At 40.3% G+C, this 19,966-nt stretch carries 22 protein-coding genes; 5 read left to right on the forward strand and 17 right to left on the reverse strand.

All coding sequences use genetic code 11. The annotated features are described in order from the left end of the window. Positions 1-3: 3 nt before the first annotated feature. The 6 genes from NST15_RS14435 to NST15_RS14460 form a co-directional block, all read right to left on the reverse strand. The gene (locus tag NST15_RS14435) at positions 4-522 is read right to left on the reverse strand and encodes a sigma-70 family RNA polymerase sigma factor (protein WP_007500562.1); all 519 of its coding nucleotides are present in this window, start codon (positions 520-522) and stop codon (positions 4-6) included. A 124-nt stretch (positions 523-646) separates the two neighbouring features. Beyond that, positions 647-853 carry an XtrA/YqaO family protein gene (locus NST15_RS14440; protein WP_008344129.1) on the reverse strand — a complete coding sequence of 69 codons (207 nt, stop codon included), beginning with the start codon at positions 851-853 and terminating at the stop codon, positions 647-649. Then, positions 850-1,254 carry a hypothetical protein gene (locus tag NST15_RS14445; protein ID WP_008344131.1) on the reverse strand — a complete coding sequence of 135 codons (405 nt, stop codon included), beginning with the start codon at positions 1,252-1,254 and terminating at the stop codon, positions 850-852. The genes NST15_RS14440 and NST15_RS14445 overlap by 4 nt, the downstream gene beginning before the upstream one ends. A gap of 102 nt (positions 1,255-1,356) precedes the next feature. Next, the gene (locus NST15_RS14450; RefSeq protein WP_223255589.1) at positions 1,357-1,551 is read right to left on the reverse strand and encodes a hypothetical protein; all 195 of its coding nucleotides are present in this window, start codon (positions 1,549-1,551) and stop codon (positions 1,357-1,359) included. Next, positions 1,529-1,681 (reverse strand): hypothetical protein, encoded by a 153-nt coding sequence (locus tag NST15_RS14455; protein ID WP_008344135.1) that lies wholly within the window; start codon positions 1,679-1,681, stop codon positions 1,529-1,531. The genes NST15_RS14450 and NST15_RS14455 overlap by 23 nt, the downstream gene beginning before the upstream one ends. Before the next feature lie 18 nt (positions 1,682-1,699). After that, positions 1,700-1,939, reverse strand: a complete 240-nt coding sequence (locus NST15_RS14460) for a helix-turn-helix transcriptional regulator (protein ID WP_008344138.1) — start codon at positions 1,937-1,939, stop codon at positions 1,700-1,702. A 159-nt stretch (positions 1,940-2,098) separates the two neighbouring features. On the opposite strand from NST15_RS14460, the gene NST15_RS14465 reads away from it, so the two are divergent. The 3 genes from NST15_RS14465 (at position 2,099) to bioB (ending at position 4,214) form a co-directional block, all read left to right on the forward strand. Beyond that, on the forward strand, positions 2,099-2,476 hold the full coding sequence (locus NST15_RS14465; RefSeq protein WP_007500560.1) for a helix-turn-helix transcriptional regulator: 378 nt from the start codon (positions 2,099-2,101) through the stop codon (positions 2,474-2,476). A 243-nt stretch (positions 2,477-2,719) separates the two neighbouring features. After that, entirely contained in the window at positions 2,720-3,070 is a 351-nt protein-coding gene (locus NST15_RS14470; RefSeq protein ID WP_003213146.1) for a hypothetical protein, read from the forward strand. Positions 3,071-3,218: 148 nt separating this feature from the next. Next, positions 3,219-4,214 carry a biotin synthase BioB gene (gene bioB / locus NST15_RS14475; RefSeq protein WP_008344154.1) on the forward strand — a complete coding sequence of 332 codons (996 nt, stop codon included), beginning with the start codon at positions 3,219-3,221 and terminating at the stop codon, positions 4,212-4,214. A gap of 40 nt (positions 4,215-4,254) precedes the next feature. Here bioB and NST15_RS14480 read toward each other — a convergent pair whose 3' ends face one another. The 4 genes from NST15_RS14480 to NST15_RS14495 all read right to left on the reverse strand — a co-directional run bounded on the left by NST15_RS14480 (position 4,255) and on the right by NST15_RS14495 (position 7,461). Then, on the reverse strand, positions 4,255-4,728 hold the full coding sequence (locus NST15_RS14480) for a hypothetical protein (protein WP_008344156.1): 474 nt from the start codon (positions 4,726-4,728) through the stop codon (positions 4,255-4,257). Positions 4,729-4,899: 171 nt separating this feature from the next. Beyond that, positions 4,900-5,733: an undecaprenyl-diphosphate phosphatase gene (locus NST15_RS14485; protein ID WP_024719699.1), complete on the reverse strand. Its 834-nt coding sequence runs from the start codon at positions 5,731-5,733 to the stop codon at positions 4,900-4,902. A 127-nt stretch (positions 5,734-5,860) separates the two neighbouring features. Then, positions 5,861-7,003, reverse strand: coding sequence for an AI-2E family transporter (locus NST15_RS14490; RefSeq protein WP_008344159.1), 1,143 nt, complete (start codon positions 7,001-7,003; stop codon positions 5,861-5,863). A gap of 65 nt (positions 7,004-7,068) precedes the next feature. Next, positions 7,069-7,461, reverse strand: coding sequence for a DoxX family protein (locus tag NST15_RS14495; protein ID WP_008344160.1), 393 nt, complete (start codon positions 7,459-7,461; stop codon positions 7,069-7,071). A 200-nt stretch (positions 7,462-7,661) separates the two neighbouring features. Between NST15_RS14495 and NST15_RS14500 the strand changes: the two genes are divergently transcribed. Next, positions 7,662-8,651 carry a Gfo/Idh/MocA family oxidoreductase gene (locus NST15_RS14500; protein ID WP_008344161.1) on the forward strand — a complete coding sequence of 330 codons (990 nt, stop codon included), beginning with the start codon at positions 7,662-7,664 and terminating at the stop codon, positions 8,649-8,651. Between the two features lie 55 nt (positions 8,652-8,706). Here NST15_RS14500 and NST15_RS14505 read toward each other — a convergent pair whose 3' ends face one another. The 5 genes from NST15_RS14505 to NST15_RS14525 all read right to left on the reverse strand — a co-directional run bounded on the left by NST15_RS14505 (position 8,707) and on the right by NST15_RS14525 (position 17,735). Beyond that, positions 8,707-9,231 carry a type 1 glutamine amidotransferase domain-containing protein gene (locus NST15_RS14505; protein ID WP_008344162.1) on the reverse strand — a complete coding sequence of 175 codons (525 nt, stop codon included), beginning with the start codon at positions 9,229-9,231 and terminating at the stop codon, positions 8,707-8,709. 90 nt (positions 9,232-9,321) lie between these two features. Beyond that, positions 9,322-11,310, reverse strand: coding sequence for a methyl-accepting chemotaxis protein (locus NST15_RS14510; protein WP_017367940.1), 1,989 nt, complete (start codon positions 11,308-11,310; stop codon positions 9,322-9,324). Positions 11,311-11,475: 165 nt separating this feature from the next. Next, a complete protein-coding gene (locus NST15_RS14515; protein WP_007500548.1) occupies positions 11,476-13,452 on the reverse strand; it encodes a methyl-accepting chemotaxis protein in 1,977 nt (658 codons plus the stop codon). 176 nt (positions 13,453-13,628) lie between these two features. Continuing rightward, positions 13,629-15,617 (reverse strand): methyl-accepting chemotaxis protein, encoded by a 1,989-nt coding sequence (locus tag NST15_RS14520; RefSeq protein WP_017358968.1) that lies wholly within the window; start codon positions 15,615-15,617, stop codon positions 13,629-13,631. 126 nt (positions 15,618-15,743) lie between these two features. Beyond that, complete coding sequence (locus tag NST15_RS14525; RefSeq protein WP_057079144.1) at positions 15,744-17,735, reverse strand: methyl-accepting chemotaxis protein; 1,992 nt, start codon at positions 17,733-17,735, stop codon at positions 15,744-15,746. A gap of 156 nt (positions 17,736-17,891) precedes the next feature. Here NST15_RS14525 and NST15_RS14530 point away from each other — a divergent pair, with 156 nt between their 5' ends. Next, a complete protein-coding gene (locus NST15_RS14530; RefSeq protein WP_008345763.1) occupies positions 17,892-18,632 on the forward strand; it encodes a protein-glutamine gamma-glutamyltransferase in 741 nt (246 codons plus the stop codon). Between the two features lie 21 nt (positions 18,633-18,653). Here the strand turns inward: NST15_RS14530 and NST15_RS14535 are convergent, their stop codons facing one another. Next, complete coding sequence (locus NST15_RS14535) at positions 18,654-18,902, reverse strand: hypothetical protein (RefSeq protein WP_342498605.1); 249 nt, start codon at positions 18,900-18,902, stop codon at positions 18,654-18,656. A gap of 24 nt (positions 18,903-18,926) precedes the next feature. Further along, positions 18,927-19,958, reverse strand: coding sequence for a nitronate monooxygenase (locus NST15_RS14540; RefSeq protein ID WP_342498606.1), 1,032 nt, complete (start codon positions 19,956-19,958; stop codon positions 18,927-18,929). Positions 19,959-19,966: the final 8 nt, after the last annotated feature.

Genomic DNA, 19,966 nt, shown 5'->3' on the forward strand with positions numbered 1-19,966 from the left:
CACCTATTCAGCAGCTTTGAATAGGCGTTCTTGTACTTTTTTGGACATTTTGGTCCGAGCTCTTTCCATATGTTTTTGGACTGTTCCTTTTTTTACATCTAGCATAATCGCAATCTCGCTAAATGACAGACCCTGCGTTGTGTGCATAAAAAATACGTCTTTCTCTCGATCTGTTAAAACAGACAAAGCTTCATCGATTCGCCTTTTGTCTCGCTCACTTACCTCTCTTTCTTTCTCTTGAATGAGGGTGTATTCATGTGATAAAGCCTCTAATACTTCTGGATTGGCAAGAATGGTGCGCTGATACACAGATCTTCTGTCTAATCCTCTGCGTGCGCCTGGCTCTCTACCGATTTGAAGCCATTCCACCACGTATTCTAGATCGCTGACCATACTGGCGATCATTTTTTGATCATGTTTGTCCTGATCTGACATCTGTTTCTCTTCTTTGTCTTTCAATTGTTCATATCGTTTTCTGGCATCTTTTAAACTTCTTTTATATTCGATCAGTAAATCTTGCATCTGTGCTCTCTCCCTTTTTTAAGAAAATAAAAAACGGACACCAATCAGCCCCTTTTTATAGGGTCTTGATCAGTGTCCGCAGGCTTTCCGTCTTGGACTTATTCAGTTATTCTTGTTCATCAGGCTAGCTGATTTTAAAACCAATCTCGTGATCGACTCTTGCAAAATGTCCTTTTGCTGTTTGAATAATCGTTTTTCCATGCTCAGGTACATCCATCATATAAGCCGTTCCTACGTTTCCATCTAACACAATGACTTGAATCTTTCCTTTTTCCATTTCACCGACAAATGTCTGGTTTTCTTGAATCATGAGTTGTTTTGGCTCGTTCATATGCTTGTCTCCTTATTTGGTGGTGAGGATCTCATATCATCACCCATCGTATTTAAGATGATTTCCATTCGAGGACGCATGCTATAAAACTGTGAAACTCTTAATTCTACAATCTGTAAAGAGGCGTCATCGGCAATGGCATGAAGTGCTTCTTGTATATACTGCAAACTTGGTTGAAGAATGCTGATGTGTACTGGGCGTATCAAGCCTTTTTCAGCAGATGTACGCGTGTCTTGGCTGTTCGCTAGATCAATGGGCATATTGTAAAATAAGCGAATGTCGAGTGATAATGCGCCTTTTATTCTGCTTGAGCATTGCGCTTTTGCGGCTGCTTGAATTCTGTTTATCAATGTCTCTTTTTTGCATAAATGTTCTTTTTCAATGATAAAATGAAGGACCATGCTACGATCTCCCGTCATCCTTCGCCCACTGCCGAATGTCTTGTTCGTTTTGACCCGCATTGAGCAAACATTTCAGGAATGTCATGATTTGCTTCAATCGATTCATGTCGCATTCATCCTTTCCTTCTTATTGTCATCAACGTCTTTTTCTGCCATGAGGGTCATGTATGTGCGTTTTTCTTCTGCCGTGGGGAAAGCAAACATCGGCTCTTTTTGATGAAAAGTGATCCAGCCGCCAGCTTGTACTAGGCAATGCTGTGCTTCTTTTCGGGCATCAAATGTCATCTGATGTCTCATCATCATCAAATCCTTTCTCACGGTTCTCGTCCTCTAATCGATAACCATTTCGGGACATTTCATATGGCCAGTAACGTTTTGGATAGCCGAAATCATTCATTTGTGTCACCATCGGATGTTCGATATTCATTCTGTTTGTCTCCCCTTTTTAAGAACGGTCTTCCTTACGACTATTACTCTTTTTGTGTAACTTTTGACCAAAAAAAAGCTCTTGAACACCGATATTTAGCAAATCTGCAATATGCTTGGCTATTTCTAAGCTGGGCTTTGTTCGGCCCATTTCTATATTTGCATAGCCACTCGTGTACTTATATCCAAGTTTTTTCGCCATATACGTTTGTGTTTTTCCTTGTAATATTCGTTCTTCTCGTAAATTTTCAAGTTTCATGTTTCCACCTCTTACTCATTATGTGTAAGTTATATTCATTATGATAATATACACAAAACGAGTAAGTCAATCATATTTTTATTCTTTTTGTGTATTTATTTATCTTTTCCGTGTAATTCATGATAAAATTTACACATAATATGAAAAAAGGTGTTTCCGATGGATAATTTGACTGGAAAGATTCTAACTGAATTAAGAGAGAAACATGGATGGAGTAAGTCTACCGTTGCCAAAAAACTTGGATTAAAGGCGATGTCAACCTATGCCAACTGGGAATATGGATTGAGAAAGCCAGATGGTGAAATGATTGTGAAAATCGCCGAGTTATACGGGGTCTCAACAGATTATCTTCTCACAGGTAAAGACAAAAACGCCTCTGATGACGATCTTGCAGATGATCCTGATTTGCAAATTGCGTTTAAAGCTGCCTCCGATTTTTCTGAAGAAGCACGAAGACAAACCATCGACTTTATTAACTACATTAGAGAGAAAGAGAAACAAAAAGGCCGTCAGCCAAAACAGACAGACGACAAATAAAAGATCTCTTTTTATAAAGCATCACATAGCTGGGTAGATACCCAGCTTTTTTTATGTCTCTTTTTCCTCCTAAAAAAGAATGACATATGAATAAAAAATCATGTGTTTTTTGGGTAAAATCGTCTTCCCCTACATAATATGTGACAATTTTCACCAAAAATACTCATTTTTCCACTTATTTTGATTGACATATAATTCTATTATTATTAATATATGTATATACCAAAAAAAGGAGTGTTACCGATGAAAAAATTAATGAAAGCTTGTACATTGTCTTTAGCTGCTTTAGGTGCTCTTACGTTCTTCCAAACTGAAGGTGCTCATGCAGCTGCACAGCCTAAAGAACCAGTTATAGCAAAAGCTCCTATTATGAATAAAGTGATTACAGTGAACCGCACACTTACTGTAGGTTCTTCAATTGCTGTCTCACTTCCAGCTAGCCAAATTTCTGTATCAGGCGCAACGTATGCCATTCAATTAGACCAAACTGCTCCAAATTTCACTTGGATCCGTGCTGTACAACGCGGTTCTGTTACAGTGTCTTACTATAATTCACTAGGTGAGCTCGTCATTAACTATATTACTGTTCGTTAAGCGATTTTTTTCATATGAAAAGGCGATGACTACATGTTCATCGCCTTTTTGTGTTTTTACTTTTAAGCTGCTTACCAGTGCTTGCCAATCTCTATCTATTATGTTAACTTTTAATAAAAATAAGTTTACATATTGAGAGGGGCTTATGATGGGAAAAATAACGTCTTTGTCTTGGGAAACGATCGTGAAGAAAGCCATCAATCATGAACCGATTACGATGGAAGAAGGTCTAAATATACTTGAAGCAGACGACGCAGAGTTGTTACCTATTATGCATGCAGCTTATCAGGTGAGATTTCATTTTTTTCAAAAAAAGGTGAAGTTAAATATGATCTTTAACGCCAAAAGCGGATATTGTCCTGAAAACTGCGGTTATTGTTCACAATCGGTGATTTCAACAGCTCCTGTTGAGAGGTATACAATGCTTGACCAAAAAACCATTGTGGCAGGTGCGCGTGAGGCGTTAAAAAGAAAAGCAGGGACTTATTGTATCGTAGCAAGCGGGAGAGCACCTTCGCACCGTGAATTAGATGAAGTCACCGCAGCAGTAAAGGAAATTACTGAGACGATGCCTTTAAAGGTGTGTGCATGCCTTGGGTTATTAAATGAAGAAAAAGCGAAGCGGCTGAAGGAAGCGGGTGTTCATCGGTATAATCATAATCTCAATACACATCAAGATCATCATGCTCAAATTACAACGACCCATACGTATGATGACCGCGTATCGACCCTTGAGAAGGTCAAACAGTCAGGGATGTCACCATGTTCAGGAGTTATTATTGGGATGGGCGAAACCAATCAGCAAATTGTCGAAATGGCTTTTGCGCTTAGAGCCCTTGATGCGGATTCGATTCCCGTCAACTTTCTCCATGCAATTGAAGGAACGCCTCTTGAACATCAAGAACGCACACATCCGATCAAAGCGTTGAAGGTTTTGGCACTGATGCGATTTATCAACCCGGCTAAGGAAATTCGAGTATCTGGGGGAAGAGAGTTTAATTTACGAACGCTTCAGCCTCTAGCATTATATGCAGCGAACTCTATTTTTGTAGGCGATTATTTAACGACAAAAGGACAGCAAGTTCAAACCGATCATCACATCATTGAAGATTTAGGTTTTGAAATAGAAGAATGTGCGCTTTAAAAAAGTCTGCCGATGAATCGGCAGACTTTTGACGTTGAGATTAGAATCTTTTATGGAAATCGACAGTACCGCTTCCTTCTTCGCGGTCAAAGCTGCCAACAAAAGTCCAGTTAATATAGCCGCCGTCACCATTGTTGACAAACGTACCATCTTCAAATACCCAAATACCAAACGTAATGCCGTCATATTCAACACTATCATAATAGACAACATTGTTCAGTCCGCTAAAATCATGATCTTGGCTTAAGTTTTGAACAACTACGTTGTAATTTTGACCTGCTTCATAAAATGCACTGTATGCCGCATTTTTTACAAATCCATCACGATTTTGAGATGATTTTACTGCTTGTTCAATTTTATCGGCAATGGCTACTGGATCAATCGAGACACTTCCATCGACACCTGTTGTCGTAGCAGCTTCAGCCTTTTGACCAAAAGTCGTAAGAGATAAAGGGACAGCAACCATTGACGTAGCAATCACAGAGCTAACAAAAAATTTACTTGTTTTCCTCATTATTTCTAACTCCTCCTTTAATTGGTATGTTTATGTACTACCCTTTTCTTTGTCACTTAAACACTAATTTAAGAAAAAACTTCTTTTTCTACCAATTAAGAGGCTGTTTTTACTGTTTAAAAGGGCAAAACAACAAAAAAACTACTCTTTTAAAAGAGTAGTTTTCCATCATTACATAAACAGGATAAATAAAATCAGACCTAGGATGATTCGGTAGATCGCAAAAGGCACAAGTTTGATTTTATTAATCAGTTTTAGGAAGAATCGAACAACAAAGAGAGCCACAATAAACGCACTCACAAAGCCCACAATAAAGAATGGAAGCATGTCTGTTGTTAAATATTCGGCATTTTTAACAAGTGTTAAGAGGCTTGCTCCCGCCATAATCGGCATGGCCATAATAAACGTAAAGTCAGCCGCCGCTCGGTGATTCAGACCAAGAATAACACCACCTGCTATTGTAGAACCTGAACGCGAGAAGCCTGGCCATAGTGCTAAACATTGAAATAACCCGATATACAGCGCTTGTCTGTACGTCATATTATCCACAGAGCTTGTTTCTGTTTTACGTTTATTGATCCAATCAGCGACAAGCATCAGCACAGCCCCTAAAATCAAACCGACGGCGACCGTTCTCACATCAAACAAATATTTATCAATATAATCTTCAAATAAGAATCCTAAAATGACGGCTGGGACGAGTCCAACAGCAATTTGAGCAATGGTCAGCTTATGTCCGCTGCGTTTTTGTTCTTCTGTGATATTTTTCTTTAAGCCTAACAAGTTCAAAATACGATCTTTGAACACGATCATGACAGCTAAAATAGAACCTAACTGAATCACGACTTTAAATGTGTTTGCAGCCTCTGGCGTAATGATGTCTTTTGATTTTAGCCAAAGATCATCAACAATGATCATATGCCCTGTAGACGAGACAGGTGCATACTCTGTTAATCCTTCGACAATTCCTAAAACCAGTGCCACGAATAAATCCCATAGATTCATGATTTTCTTTCCTTTCAATTCTGATCTTTTGAACTGGCCAAACATCTATGTCCACATAAAGACAAGCTTCCTTTTTCGAAAGCTCGTCTTTATGATACTATATTTTTTTCTAAAAAAGATTATGACATCAAACCTTTTCTTCTTTATACAAATTGGATCGCATTTTGAACCAATCAAACAGGTGGGTCGTGATCACTTTCAGAACGGCATACGTCGGAATCGCAACAATGATGCCGACGACACTGAACAATTTACCTGCTGTTAATAGAACAAAGATAATCGTGATCGGATGGATATGAAGGTTTTTCCCCATCACCTGAGGAGAAATGAATTTCCCTTCAATGAGCTGAACCACTGTCCAGACAATGATGAGTTTTAAAAGCATCACTGGTGATGTCACAAGCGCAATCACAATCGCTGGTGTAATCGCAATGGTTGGACCAAGGTATGGCACTACACTTGTACATGCCGCAATAATCGCCAGCAGCAGTGCATAGTCAAGTCCAATAATCATATAGCCAATTAAAAGAAGAATACCGATACAGAAGCTGACAATGATCTGCCCGCGTATATAAGAACTCAGACGATGGTTCATTTCGTGAAGCACGATATGAGTATGGTCTCTTAGCTTATTCGGAATAAATTTCAAGAAATAGTCAGGCAGTTTTTTGCCGTCTTTTAATAGATAAAACAGAATGAACGGAACCGTCACGATCGAGATGATAATTTCAGTAAGCGCCCCTAAGAAAGTGCCGACTCCGGTAAAAGTGCTTTCCAAAATCTTCGTCGCTTGACTTGACGCTTTACTTACCAATTCAGAGACGTTAAAGTTCATCGTTTTCTGCACTTGACTAATAAAGTTGCTTCCAGTTAATTGTCTAATCTGTTCTTCTACCGTATCAACGTATTTTGGCAGATTATGAAACAGACTCATCGTTTGTGCTTGTAAAAAAGGAATAATAGATACAATGGTCACAGTAATGATCCCAATAATGACGATATATAAAAGCAAAATCGAAAAGATCCGTTTGACCTTAAATCTCTCTAATAAATTCACAATTGGATTTAATAAATAATACACAACCCCCGTTAAAATAATCGGTAAGGCAATGGTTTTGATGAGTACAATGAGCGGTGTGAAAATAAAAGATGCTTTCATGAAAACAAGGATATTCAACCCTATTAATAGCAGGATGAGTAAAAAGAGAACAAACTTGTTATCAAGAAAAAATTTTCTAAATCGACTGCTCCACATTTGCATAGAATTCATATCTTTCCTCCAAACACGGGCTATTTTATTAGTAAATTGTACACTACTTGATCATCATTTTGTGATCATTGTTTTAGCTTTTTTTCACGTTTCGCAATGGACATGGCCCATCCAATCAAAATCGGTTGTCCGATTAATCTCATCCATAACAAGGCTTGTTCTGTGCTCTCTTGCCCTGGAAATGGAATCCCTTCTCTCGCAGCAAATAGGTTCGCAGGGAAAATGAGCACCAGATAGACAGCGATCATTTTTGCTGCCACAATCCTTACGTTTGGAAGAAGCAGTAATACGGCCAACAGCCATTCCAAGCATGCGGTGGCATAAATGATACCATAGGGAAATGGCCATCCAGACATCATGCGGGCAAAGCCGCTTGGCTCTATCACATGAAAAACACCGGCTGCTATAAATAAAAGCGCGAATGCGTATGTACTTCCTATATGTAGGATGCGCTTCATGTTCGTTTCCTCCTCCCTCCTTCTCAAGTATTACCCGAATGAAGGAGGAAACTATCCACTTTTCGTACATTTATATTCTTTATGTAAGACGCATCAGCTAAGGTAAAGGTTTCATCCGCTTTTCAATAAAAAAGAAGATTCTTTCATACAAACGCTTTCAAAGCATGTATAATCAGAGAAAAGCAGAAGGAGGGAATGTGATGATTCGATTTGCTGTCATCGGAACGAATTGGATTACAGATCGATTCTTACAGGCTGGTGAAGGAGTGGCGGATTTTACATGTACGGCCGTCTATTCTCGGTCTGCTGAAAAAGGACAGGCATTTGCAAACAAGTATGGCATTGATACCGTCTTTACTAATTTACAGCAAATGGCGGCAAGTGATGCGTTTGATGCTGTGTATATCGCAAGTCCAAACGCCCTTCACAAAGAGCAAGCGATGCTGATGATGGCGCATCAAAAACATGTATTATGTGAAAAACCATTGGCCTCTCACCGTAAAGAGGCTGAAGAAATGATTGCTGCTGCGAAAAAATATCAGGTGTGCTTAATGGAAGCGATGAAGACCACATTTCTGCCGAATTTTCTTCAAATCAAGCAGCATCTTGATCAACTAGGCCCCATTCGGCAAGTGATCGCTCATTACTGTAAATATTCCTCAAGATACGATGCCTACCGAAACGGTGAGATTCCAAACGCTTTTAAGCCGGAATTATCCAATGGCTCCTTAATGGACATCGGCGTGTATCTTGTCTTTCCCATCATTTATTTATTCGGGCTGCCACATCAAATCACCGCGAGAGGCTATACACTTTCTTCTGGAGTAGATGGGAGCGGTTCATTACTTTTACAATATGAAGGACATCAAGCACTTCTTTTCCATTCAAAAATCTCAACATCTCATGTATCTGCTGAAATTCAAGGGGAGGATGCCACGATGGTCATTGATCAATTCCATCGCCCTTCTCGTATCATCATCCATGATCGGAATGGACAGCAAACCGATATTTCTATTAAAGATGATCAACCGGCTATGTATTATGAAATCGATCACTTCATTCAATGCATCAAGCAAAAAAAGGGGCAGTCTCCAATCAATACATTTGCCTTATCTGTTCAAACCATGTCCGTCATGGACGAGGCGAGAAGACAAATGGGCATTATCTATCCAGCCGACAGACAAATGTAATGAGGCATTGAATGAACAAAGGGCGTTTTACAGCCCTTTGTTTGTTCATGTGAATCTAGTTTGCCGCTAATACATCGGCAAATGCTTTCACATATGGCGGAAGGTCCGGCGGGCGTCTGCTAGATACAATATGACCATCTGTCACAACCGCTTCATCAAACCATTCTGCTCCAGCATTCGTCATATCATCTTTAATACCAGGTGTACTCGTTACTTTTTTACCTTTCAGGATACCAGCTGAAATGAGCACCCAGCCGGCATGACAGATTTGTCCGATCGGTTTGCCCTTTGCATCAAACGTACGAACGATGTCTAATACTTCTGGATATCGGCGCAGTTTATCGGGCGCCCATCCCCCAGGAACGAGAACCGCATCATAATCATCTGCTTGAATGGAATAGAAGTCTGCATCTGATACAGCCGGCACTCCGTACTTCCCGATATATTCATGATCTGCTTTTTCGCCTACGAGATGGACAGTTGCCCCCTCTTCTCTTAATCGCAAAACGGGATACCATAGCTCTAAATCTTCAAAATCATCACTGACTAACGCAATGACCTTCTTATTTGATAAACGCATAACATCTCTCCTTTTCTTCGGATTTCCTCTATTGTACGAGATCATCTCTTAAAAAGAAAAGCGGTTCCCCTTGAGGAGAACCACTTTCTATTATTCACTGATCTTGAATTTTTTAATTAAGTCACGCAATTCTTCCGCCATTTGGGAAAGCGTCGTCGAAGAAGAACTAATCTCTTCCATTGATGCCAGCTGTTCTTCTGCTGATGCCGCGATATCTTGAATACTTGCTGAACTCTCTCTCGATACATCTGCAATTTCATTCACTGCTTTAGAAATTTGCTCAGATCCTTTTGAAAGCTCACGAACTGTCGTATTCATTTCATTGATTCTTGTCGCAATTTCTGCCGTTTGCTGATTGATTTGTGAGAAGCTTTCTTTTGTTTGGTCTGTAATTGATAGACCATTTTTTACTTCTTCATTCACAGATTTGAACATATTTTGAGACGTTTCAATTTCAGAGACAATTTCTTTGACGAGTTTTTCAATCTCTTTTGCAGAATCTGATGATTGAACCGCCAGCTTACGGACTTCTTCTGCTACAACCGAGAAGCCTCTGCCTGACTCGCCCGCACGTGCTGCTTCAATGGCTGCATTCAGAGCCAGTAAATTCGTTTGATCTGCTATACCGTTAATGACACCTAAAATGTTGGTGATATCTTTTGATTTATGCTCTAATCCGTTGATCACACTTTCAGCTTCTTTCACTGAATGATCAATCGTTTTCATTTGGCCAACTGTCTGTTCAACAAGCTGTCCGCCTGTTTCTGCGACTTTTTTTGATTGAACCGATGATTCTGTAATGACATCAGATGTTTGTGCAACTTCATTTAGCCCTTCGTTCATTTGTTTCAAGTGGGCTGCACTTTGTTCCACCATTTCACTTTGATTTTCGTTTCCGTTCGAGAATGTTTCAATGGATGATGTAATATGTTCGGTTGCTTTTGTCGTTTGACCTGCACTTGCCGTCAGTTCTTCCGACGATGACGCCACGTTTTCAACAGATGTCTGTACAGCTTGGATCACATCTCTGAGTGACTCACTCATTTCATTAAAACTTGTACCGAGCTGACCAATCTCATCCTTTGACCGGACATCAATTTTCTCTGTTAAATCTCCTTCGCTAATCTTCTTAGAAGAGGAGACAAGCATGGAAAGTGGTTTTGTAATAGAACGGATGATAAAGAAGATGAGAATACCGCCAATGATGAGCGCACCAGCTAATATAATGGCCGCCATGTTGAAGACTGGCTGCGCCGCTTCTTCTACTTCACTGACAAACATTGTACCGGCAATTTTCCAACCAGTCGCTTTGTTTGTTGTGAACTCCATTTGCTTTTCTTTCCCTTCAAACATATAACTCATTGAACCTTTGTCTTGTGTATAAAGCTTGTCTACCCAATCACCTGTTAATTTTGTTCCTGCTTTTTTCGTTGGATGTGCCACGTATGTTCGATCTGGGCTTCCGATAAAAGCATGACCTTCTTTACCAATATTGATACTATTAGACTCTTTTACTAGATTCGCAATGTCCAGGTTCATGGCAATAACACCAGAACCGTCCTCTAGTTTTTTAGAAATCGTCACAACAAGTGTACCAGTTGATGCGGTTGGGTATGGAGCGGAAACAGACAGCTCACCGTTTTTCGCCCAGCCATCTTTGTACCAATCCCGCTCAGTTGCGACATAATCAGCAGGCATTTTTTGATTTGGATATCTTGAGAACACTTTTCCATCACTTGAAGCAACAAAGATGCCTTCTGTGTCATCATTCATGCTCATGAATTGCTCAAAGCGCCCTTGAATATCAGTCGTTCCTTTTTGCCCCAGCTTTTTCTTCGTAATCCATTTGCTAAAGAAATCGGCTGCGTCTGTTTTTACTTTCACAACCTTCGTAATGTTTTTGTCCAGCTGTTCTACATTTTCCTTTGCACTTTGCATGATTTGATCATTTAAAGAGGTGCTCGCCGTATGATATGAAGAGAATGCCAATACGATAATTGGGCATAAAAGAATAAATAAGAAAGAGAAAACGAGCTTTTTTGATATAGATGGTTTTTTGAAATACTGTATGAAATTCATAAAAAAGAAAACTCCTTTTAGTAAGATAGTATATATATCGGAAGTACTACTAGGTTCTTTACTTTTTTAATTTATTAAAGTCTAGATAAGTCCAAAATACCCAAATTATGTGCAAAGAACGGAAAAACACCTGACGCCAAAACGTCAGGTGTTCCACTATGACTCTTATATTTTAAATTGTTTGATGAGCTCTCTCAGTTCTTCTGCCATTTGGGATAAAGTGGCGGAAGATGAGCTGATCTCTTCCATTGATGCCAGCTGTTCTTCTGCTGAAGCCGCAATATCTTGGAAACCTGCGGAACTTTCACGTGAAAGCTCTTTGATTTGATTGACTGCTTGTGAAATATCGTTTGAGCCATGAGAAAGCTCTTGGGCTGACCCGTTCATTTGTTTCATTTGTTCTGTCATTTCTGATGTCTTATGGGTGATTTTCTCAAAACTCACTTTCGTTTCATCTGTAATGTTTAATCCAGATTGAACCTCACCTGCTACTTGTCTAAACATCTTCTGCGACTTTTCAATTTCATCTACGATTTCGTTCGTCAGACTTTCAATTTCTTTTGAAGAGCTGCCTGATTGCTCTGCAAGCTTGCGAACTTCTTCAGCGACCACAGAGAAGCCTCTTCCTGCCTCACCTGCACGTGCTGCTTCTATCGCTGCATTTAAAGCAAGGAGGTTCGTCTGATCTGCAATGCCGTTGATGACTCCAAGAATGCTTGTAATGTCCTTAGATTTCTGTTCTAGCCCTGCAATCACAAGCTCCGCTTCTTTCACTGCTTGTTCAATCGTTTGCATTTGACCTGCTGTTTTTTGAACGAGCTCTCCACCAGCCTGAGCGGTTTTGCTAGACTCAATAGATGATTCCATCATATGAGAAGTCGTGTTGACCATATGTGATAAGCTTCGATCCATGTCGTTTAACTGGACAGAGCTTTTTTCGATCATCTCATTTTGATGTTCATTGCTGTTTGAAAACTGTTCAATAGATGAGGTAATATGCTCAGTCGCTTGGGCTGTCTGTCCTGCACTAGCTGTTAATTCTTCAGATGAGGCAGCAACATTTTCAATTGAATTCTGGACGGCTTGAATGACTTGTTTCAGCTTTGCCGACATATCGTTAAAGCTCTGTGCAAGCTTGCCGATTTCATCGTGTGTGCGCACCTCGATATGCTGGGTGAGATCCCCCTGACTGATTTTCTCAGCCGATTCAGAGAGCTCTATGAGTGGTTTTCGGATCGATTTAATAATAAAATAAATCGCGATTCCACCGATGACAATCGCAGCAGCTAGGATGATCATGGTTAAGTCAAGCACTGGCTGTGCGGCTTCCTTCACTTCGTTGACATACATTGTTCCCGCAAGCTTCCAGCCTGTTGCTTCATTTGTGTCATAAAACATTTGCTTCGGCTGTCCGTTAAATTCATATTCGAAACTTCCTTTTTTATTGTGATACATCTTTTCGATGAAATCGCCTGTCAGTTTCGTCCCGGCCTTTTCCGTTTTATGAGCAATGTAACGTTGGTCTGAGGTAGCGACAAACGCATAACCTTCTTGACCAATTTTGATGCTGTTTGTATCTTTCACAATCGTGTTCAATCGTACATTTATACCAATGACACCAGAACCATCTGCTAACTGTTCTGATATTGTGATGAGCAGGTCATCTGATGACTTGTCTGTAAAAGGATCTGAAATGATGAGTTTGTCATCTCCCATTGATTGTTGAAACCATGGTTCATTTTTTGCGCTTTTGGCACTGCCTTTATGAATCTCGGAATATTCAGTTAGTTTACCATTCTGATCTGCAACAAATACTTCTACGACATCGTCGTCTGTTTCCGATAGTTGCTCTAATTTCACCTTAAGTAAATCCTTATTTTTAGAGGCCAGTTCCTTTTTTTTCACCGATTTAGATAAATATGAAACAATATCAATTTTAGGCTGTACATCTTTATTGATCAATTCATTTAATTGATTCACACCATTTGCAGCGCTAGACATAATCTCATCATTGAGAGACTTAGACGCCACTTCATAGGAAAATGCGGCCAACACAAGAATGGGCACTAGGAGAATCGCTAAGAATGCAGTAATTAATTTCTTTGACATCGTAAAGTGCTTAAAAAAGTTGATTTTTTTCATGACTCTACTCCTTTTGGTTTATGATTTGGGATCATCCCCCTCTATTTTTAGGTAATACGGATTATTTTTCAAGGTATAATGTTCAAAAAACCACCAAAATAAGCATATTTACCTATTTCTTTCGTTATATTCAGTTCAAAAAAGAACCCCCTAGCTGGAGGTTCTTTTCATTTTGTTTATTCGACTTTAAATTTGCTAATCAAATCACGTAATTCTTCTGCCATTGAAGAAAGGGTGGCAGAGGATGAGCTGATCTCTTCCATTGATGCCAGCTGTTCTTCAGCTGAAGCGGCAATGTCTTGAATATTGGCGGAGCTTTCACGTGATACGTCTGCAATTTCACGGACAGCCTCAGAAACATGTGCAGATCCTTTTGACAGCTGGACAACTGTTCGATTCATTGTTTGGAGCTGATCTGAGATTTCTTTGGTCATGTCGAAAATATTGTGGAAGCTGACTTTCGTTTGTTCAGTAAAGCTTAAGCCTGATTGAACTTCTTGATTTACTGCCGTGAATACTTCTTGTGATACATCAATATCTTGAACGATTTCTTTGATTAAGTTTTCAATTTCTTTCGCTGAGTTGGCAGATTGAACAGCAAGTTTTCTTACTTCTTCTGCTACAACGGAGAAGCCTCGACCAGATTCGCCAGCTCTTGCTGCCTCAATCGCTGCATTCAGCGCAAGTAAATTCGTTTGATCTGCGATGCCATTAATGACACCAAGAATCTGGGTGATATCTTTTGATTTGCTTTCCAGCGCACTGATGACATTCTCTGCTTTTTTCACTGATTGATCAATCACGTTCATTTGAGAGGCGGTTTTTTCTACTAGCTGTCCGCCTTCTCCTGCAATCTCTGTTGATTTGATGGATGAAGCGGTAATCGATTCAGCCGACTCATTCATGTGCTGAAGGCCTCTGTTCATTTCTTCTAACTCTTCTGAGCTTGATTCCACTTTATCATTCTGGCTTTCGTTACCAGTAGAGAATTGTTCAATGGCTAATGTAATATGCTCTGTTGCTTTACTTGTTTGTCCTGCGCTTGCGGTCAGTTCTTCTGATGAAGAAGCGACATTTTCAACAGAGGTTTGGACGGCGCCAATGAGGGATCTTAATGAGTCAATCATCGTATTAAAGCCTTTACCAACTTGTCCTATTTCATCATCTGATTGAATCTGAAGTTTATCACGTAAATCACCATCGCTGACCTTTTTCGAGAAACGGGCAAGATTGGATAATCTACTTGAAATAGAGCGGACAATAAAGAAGATGAGGGTTCCTGCTACGATCAGTGTCACACTGAACACAATAATGGCAGTATTGAAAACGGGTTTAGCTGCATCCTCTACTTCTGATACGAGCATCGTGCCGCCGATTTTCCAGCCGGTTAGTTCATTGGTGACATACGCCACCTTTTTATCTGTTCCATTGAGTGTATAGCTGCCGTTTCCTTGTTTGTTTTTAAAAATAATGTTCGCCAAATTCTCATTGACTTTGCTTCCTGGCTTTTGGGTTGGATCTGCTAGCACGGTTTTATCCTTCTCCATGATGAAAGCATATCCTTTTTGACCTATTTTAATTTCTTTTAGCTTTTGAATGAGGCTGTCAATTTCCATATCAAGACCAATTACCCCTGAGCCATCTTTCGTTTTTTGGGCAATGGTGATGACCATTTTACCTGTAGATGCTGCGACGTATGGCTTCGTGATGACTTGTTTACCATCAGCACTCATGGCCTCTTGATACCACGGACGCTCTCTCGGATCATAGCCTTCAGGCATTTTTTGAACTGGGTATTGCATGAACAAGCCCTTTTCTGAACCTGCATAAATGGCTGAGACATCTTTTTCATTAATTTTTCCGTATTGCTGCAATTCTTTAATGGTAGCTTTTCTATTTTTTTCTTGAAGATTAGCCGCTTTGAGATCATCTGTAAACAGGGTCACAGCCTCTGCCTTGTTCCCAATATTCTCATCGATTAAGGTATCAAATGCATTGACCTGACTCATCGCACTGCCCATAATCTGTTTGTCTAACTCTGTTTTTGATGTAAAAAATGCACTGATTGTGAGTGCGACGGTTGGCAGTATGAGGACTACCAAAAAGGCAATAACTAATTTTTTAGAAATGGATGGTTTTTTGAACCATTGGATCATTTTTCCCATTTTCTCTTTCCCCCTTTACTTCTCTAAAGTTATTATCGGATGAAAGGTTTATTTTTAGAGGGCTGGAAATGACGTTTAAAAATAAAAAAAATACCCAGACAATTCTGGATATTTTTTCATCGTTTTTTAATCAATTTTAAATTGACTTGTCAGCTCTTTTAGTTCCTCAGCCATATTGGCAAGTGTGACAGAAGAGGACGAAATTTCTTCCATAGATGCCAATTGTTCTTCAGCAGATGCCGCAATATCTTGAATGTTCGCCGCACTTTCTCTTGAAACTTGACGCATCTCCTGCATGGCTTGTGACACAATTTTTGAACCGCTTGATAGGTCAACCGCTGTATCATTTAATTGAGTGAGCTTTTTCGACATACCTTCTGCCGCCTCATAGATGTTTTGGAAGCTTTCTTTTGCTTCTTCTGTCATCCCAAGTCCTGCATTTACTTCTCGGTTAACAGCTTTGAACATCTCTTGAGATTTGGAAATTTCCAACACAATTTCTTGGATTAGCTTTTCAATTTCTTTCGCTGAATCTGCGGATTGGACCGCTAGTTTTCTGACTTCCTCCGCTACGACAGAGAAGCCGCGCCCTGATTCACCTGCTCTTGCTGCTTCAATGGCTGCATTGAGTGCGAGTAAATTCGTTTGATCTGCAATGCCATTAATGACATTTAAAATGCTCGTAATATCTTTAGATTTGTATTCTAATTCTTTCATGACTTGTTCGGCTTCTTGTACAGATGTGTCGATATGTTTCATTTGATTCGCTGTGCTTTCAACGATACGTCCGCCTTGTCCAGCCGCTTCTGTCGATTGAATGGAGACAGCAGTCACTTCTGATGAAGTTTGTGACATACCTTGTAATCCTTCATTCATTGCGACAAGCTGATTCGTGCTAGATTCGACTTTCTCATTTTGTGCTTCATTCCCATTTGAGAATTGTTCAATCGACATGGTGATATGCTCTGTCGCCTGACTTGTTTGGCTGGCACTAGCAGTCAGCTCTTCTGAAGCTGAAGCCACATTGTCAACAGATTGCTGGACCGCTCGGATAACTTCACGCAAAGATTCACTCATCTTACTAAAGCTTCTTGTGAGGTCTCCTATTTCATCCTTCGATTTGGTTTCAAGGGTTTCCGTTAGATCCCCTTCACTCACCTTTTCTGAGAAATCAACAAGCCTTCTAAGTCCAATTGTGATGGAGCGAACGATAAAGAAGATCGCAATACCGCCAAGGATAAAAGAAGAAATTAAAAGAATAATGGCAGAATTCCAAACTGGCTGTGCTGCTTCTTCTGTTTCTGATACAAACATCGTTCCAGCAATTTTCCAACCTGTTAAATCATTTGTCACAAAAACGAGGCGTTTTTGCTCTCCTTTATTCTCATAAGTTGATGTTCCTTCTTTGCCGCTGTAAAGGATTGATGAAATATTTTCTGTAACTGCAGAGCCTGATTTTTCTTCTGGGTGAGCTACAATCTGTTTGTTTTTATTTGCAATAATTGGATATCCTTCTCGTCCAATTTTAATATCTTTGATTTTATCGACGATATCTTGAACATCAATATCAATCCCAATGGCTCCCGACCCGTCCTTCAGACGCTGAGCGATTGTGACAACCATGCCGTTTGTTGTGGCAGAGATGTATGGATTGGTGACCACAGGTTCGCCTTTTTCGTCCTGCATCGCCGCTTTATACCAATCACGAGTTGTTGGATCATAGCCTTTTGGCATGTCCACTTTAGGGAACTGAATAAAATCACGATTTTTACTTGCTGCATAAAATCCAACTACATCATCTTCATTGATTTTACTGTATATCTCAAAATGCTCATACAGTTCGTCCTGGTTTTTCTTTTTAAAGTCTGCAGCACTGGATGTTTCGGTAAACAGTTTGACTGCGTTCTCCTTATTCAAAAGCTTTTGCTCGATCATGTCATTCAGCTCATTGACTCTTGCGTTGGCTCCGTACATGATTTCATGATCTAATTCTTCTTTGGCAATCTGATATGAAATCGTACTGAGTGTAATGATAGGCAAGACGAGAACAAGTGTGAATGAAATAATCAGCCTTTTAGAAATCGATGGTTTTTTCAACCATTTTATGATACTTTTCATGTTTTTCCTCCTTTTAAACGTTATGTTTTATATCGGACAGCTTCATATTATTTTCATGTTTTTCAAATAAAAAGGATGCCTTTTTGTTTATTTTCACAAATTGATTCCTTGCCCAAGCATCCCGCATACGCTAATACAAAAGGGGGCGCTTTTCATATGATTATCCTTTCAGGACAGCCAGTGACAAATGAGCAGCTGGCATCGTTTCAGCTAGAAGGACAAAAGCGGATCATTTTGATGCAGTTACAAGCCTCAAATGATACGTTCCGTTATAGGCAGGCATCTGATTTGTTATTTGAGGTGACTTTACGATCGAATATCATGAATGCGGCAAGAGATTTGAACAAGAGCGGTGCCTCATTTGCTATCTTTCAAAGGTCCCGTGCGAATGACGCCTATTGGCGTGTATCAGAGGCCGGAGCGTTAGAACTGCGCTATCAAGTCGAGCCATCTACGGGGATTAAAGACATCTTTGAAAATGGCTCAAAATATGCCTTTGAATGTGCCACAGCGATTGTCATTGTGTTTTATATGGGAGTCCTGCAAACGGTAGGAGACGAGAAGTTCAATCGAAGACTTAGAAGTTTAACGCTGTATGACTGGCACTATGATACATTATCCATTTATACAGAGCGCGGAAATGATTTTATTTATGGGGATTGCCTATATTTCGAGAATCCAGAGTTTAGCTATCAACAGTCTCAATGGCGCGGAGAAAATGTGATTTACTTAGGGGAAGATCAATATTATGGGCATGGGCTTGGGATCTTAACAGCTGCAGAGATTATCGATAAATTAAATGCCAGAAGACGGCCAGGGGCTGTTCAGTCCGCTTATTTACTGCCGCAGACTACTAGGATGGATGTTATTTATCTCAGGCAAATGTTTGGTAGCTAAAAAGGGCCTCTTGTCTATAGGTTATGACAAGGGGCCTTTGTATGCCTTGCGTTTGCGGTAATCATGGAGCGTGCCAAGCATTGTGTTTGCTAGGATTTCCATTTCTTCTAGATCGTTTCTTGTGACTGGAGGGTCGTGCTGATTCCATTTGACATAACGAACGAAATAGTAATGACGAATGGGGGTAAGGACGGCAGGGGAGTGCGGAAAATCATCAAATAGAAATTCAATTTGTCCTTTTTTCCGATATGAATGTTTTAAGATATCCATCCTGTCACACCACCCATTATCAAATTATTTCTGCGTGAGTTCATGCATGATCTCTTCAACGGTTAAAATCGAGAGAATGCGGCCAACCCCCTGACCTGCCCAAAGAGCCATTTGTTCTCGGTTTCCTGCAGCAGCTGCCGCTTTTCGCATCGGTGTTGTCCATACGTGCTGTATGGGATAAGGAAGAACCCGGTCTTCATTTCGTCTTTCTTCCTCCATCCACTGATTGACAATACCTCTGGCTTTTTTTCCAGAGAAAAGCCGTGTCATCGCTGTTTCACTGCCTTCTGCCTGTAACAGCGCCTTTTTGTACACATCTGCCGCAGCACTTTCTTGACTCGCTAAAAATCGTGTCCCTATTTGAACCGCATCCGCTCCAAGTGCTAGTGCTGCTTTCATAGTGGTCCGGTCTGTGATCCCTCCAGCGGCGATCAATGGGATATGACAGACGGATCTGACATCACTGATCAGGGAGAAAAGTCCCTGCAGAGCATCTCCCTTTGAAGGTAAGAAGGTGCCTCGGTGCCCTCCTGCTTCACTTCCCTGCAGGACAACGGCATCCATTCCTTTTTCTTCTAAAAGTAGTGCTTCTTCTTTTGTTGTAGCTGTTCCGATGAGAAAGATCCCCTTTTGTTTCAGGTGATGAATTGTTTGTTCGTTTGGACAGGCAAATGTAAACGACACAGCTGGGACTTCTTCTTCTTGAAGAATGTTGATTTTTTGTTCATAGTCCTTCCATAATTCTTCCTCGCTAGGGATCATCTGTGCTTCTGGAATGACAGGTAGCCGATCTGTCCAAAATGATACATCTTCTGTTTTCGTTTCTGAAATGGGTTCAGGGACAAACACATTCACTTGAAATGGACGAGATGTCAGCTGTTTGACCTGTCTGATTTGCTGCCTCATCTTTTCAGGCTGTACATAACCACTTGCTAAACTGCCGAGACCGCCATATTGTGAAACAGCAGCGACAAGCTGCGGCGTCACCGCTCCTCCTGCCATTGGTGCTTGAATGATGCCATGTTCAATTTGAAGTAACGCTGTGAATTCTCCCATCTTCTCCC

The sequence above is a fragment of the Bacillus sp. FSL R5-0820 genome (genome assembly GCF_038593385.1).
In the GTDB taxonomy this organism is placed as follows: Bacteria; Bacillota; Bacilli; order Bacillales; family Bacillaceae; genus Bacillus; species Bacillus altitudinis.

Coding starts and splice junctions, on each gene's coding strand:
- NST15_RS14485 (WP_024719699.1), bottom strand. CDS start 5,733: ATGAATCTATGGGATTTATTCGTGGCACTGGTTTTAGGAATTGTCGAA.
- NST15_RS14480 (WP_008344156.1), bottom strand. CDS start 4,728: ATGAGGAAAACAAGTAAATTTTTTGTTAGCTCTGTGATTGCTACGTCA.
- NST15_RS14505 (WP_008344162.1), bottom strand. CDS start 9,231: ATGCGTTTATCAAATAAGAAGGTCATTGCGTTAGTCAGTGATGATTTT.
- NST15_RS14510 (WP_017367940.1), bottom strand. CDS start 11,310: ATGAATTTCATACAGTATTTCAAAAAACCATCTATATCAAAAAAGCTC.
- NST15_RS14440 (WP_008344129.1), bottom strand. CDS start 853: ATGAACGAGCCAAAACAACTCATGATTCAAGAAAACCAGACATTTGTC.
- NST15_RS14520 (WP_017358968.1), bottom strand. CDS start 15,617: ATGGGAAAAATGATCCAATGGTTCAAAAAACCATCCATTTCTAAAAAA.
- NST15_RS14450 (WP_223255589.1), bottom strand. CDS start 1,551: ATGAGACATCAGATGACATTTGATGCCCGAAAAGAAGCACAGCATTGC.
- NST15_RS14455 (WP_008344135.1), bottom strand. CDS start 1,681: ATGAATATCGAACATCCGATGGTGACACAAATGAATGATTTCGGCTAT.
- NST15_RS14515 (WP_007500548.1), bottom strand. CDS start 13,452: ATGAAAAAAATCAACTTTTTTAAGCACTTTACGATGTCAAAGAAATTA.
- NST15_RS14470 (WP_003213146.1), top strand. CDS start 2,720: ATGAAAAAATTAATGAAAGCTTGTACATTGTCTTTAGCTGCTTTAGGT.
- NST15_RS14490 (WP_008344159.1), bottom strand. CDS start 7,003: ATGAATTCTATGCAAATGTGGAGCAGTCGATTTAGAAAATTTTTTCTT.
- NST15_RS14460 (WP_008344138.1), bottom strand. CDS start 1,939: ATGAAACTTGAAAATTTACGAGAAGAACGAATATTACAAGGAAAAACA.
- NST15_RS14495 (WP_008344160.1), bottom strand. CDS start 7,461: ATGAAGCGCATCCTACATATAGGAAGTACATACGCATTCGCGCTTTTA.
- NST15_RS14525 (WP_057079144.1), bottom strand. CDS start 17,735: ATGAAAAGTATCATAAAATGGTTGAAAAAACCATCGATTTCTAAAAGG.
- NST15_RS14530 (WP_008345763.1), top strand. CDS start 17,892: ATGATTATCCTTTCAGGACAGCCAGTGACAAATGAGCAGCTGGCATCG.
- NST15_RS14465 (WP_007500560.1), top strand. CDS start 2,099: ATGGATAATTTGACTGGAAAGATTCTAACTGAATTAAGAGAGAAACAT.
- NST15_RS14540 (WP_342498606.1), bottom strand. CDS start 19,958: ATGGGAGAATTCACAGCGTTACTTCAAATTGAACATGGCATCATTCAA.
- NST15_RS14435 (WP_007500562.1), bottom strand. CDS start 522: ATGCAAGATTTACTGATCGAATATAAAAGAAGTTTAAAAGATGCCAGA.
- NST15_RS14445 (WP_008344131.1), bottom strand. CDS start 1,254: ATGGTCCTTCATTTTATCATTGAAAAAGAACATTTATGCAAAAAAGAG.
- NST15_RS14500 (WP_008344161.1), top strand. CDS start 7,662: ATGATTCGATTTGCTGTCATCGGAACGAATTGGATTACAGATCGATTC.
- NST15_RS14535 (WP_342498605.1), bottom strand. CDS start 18,902: ATGGATATCTTAAAACATTCATATCGGAAAAAAGGACAAATTGAATTT.
- bioB (WP_008344154.1), top strand. CDS start 3,219: ATGGGAAAAATAACGTCTTTGTCTTGGGAAACGATCGTGAAGAAAGCC.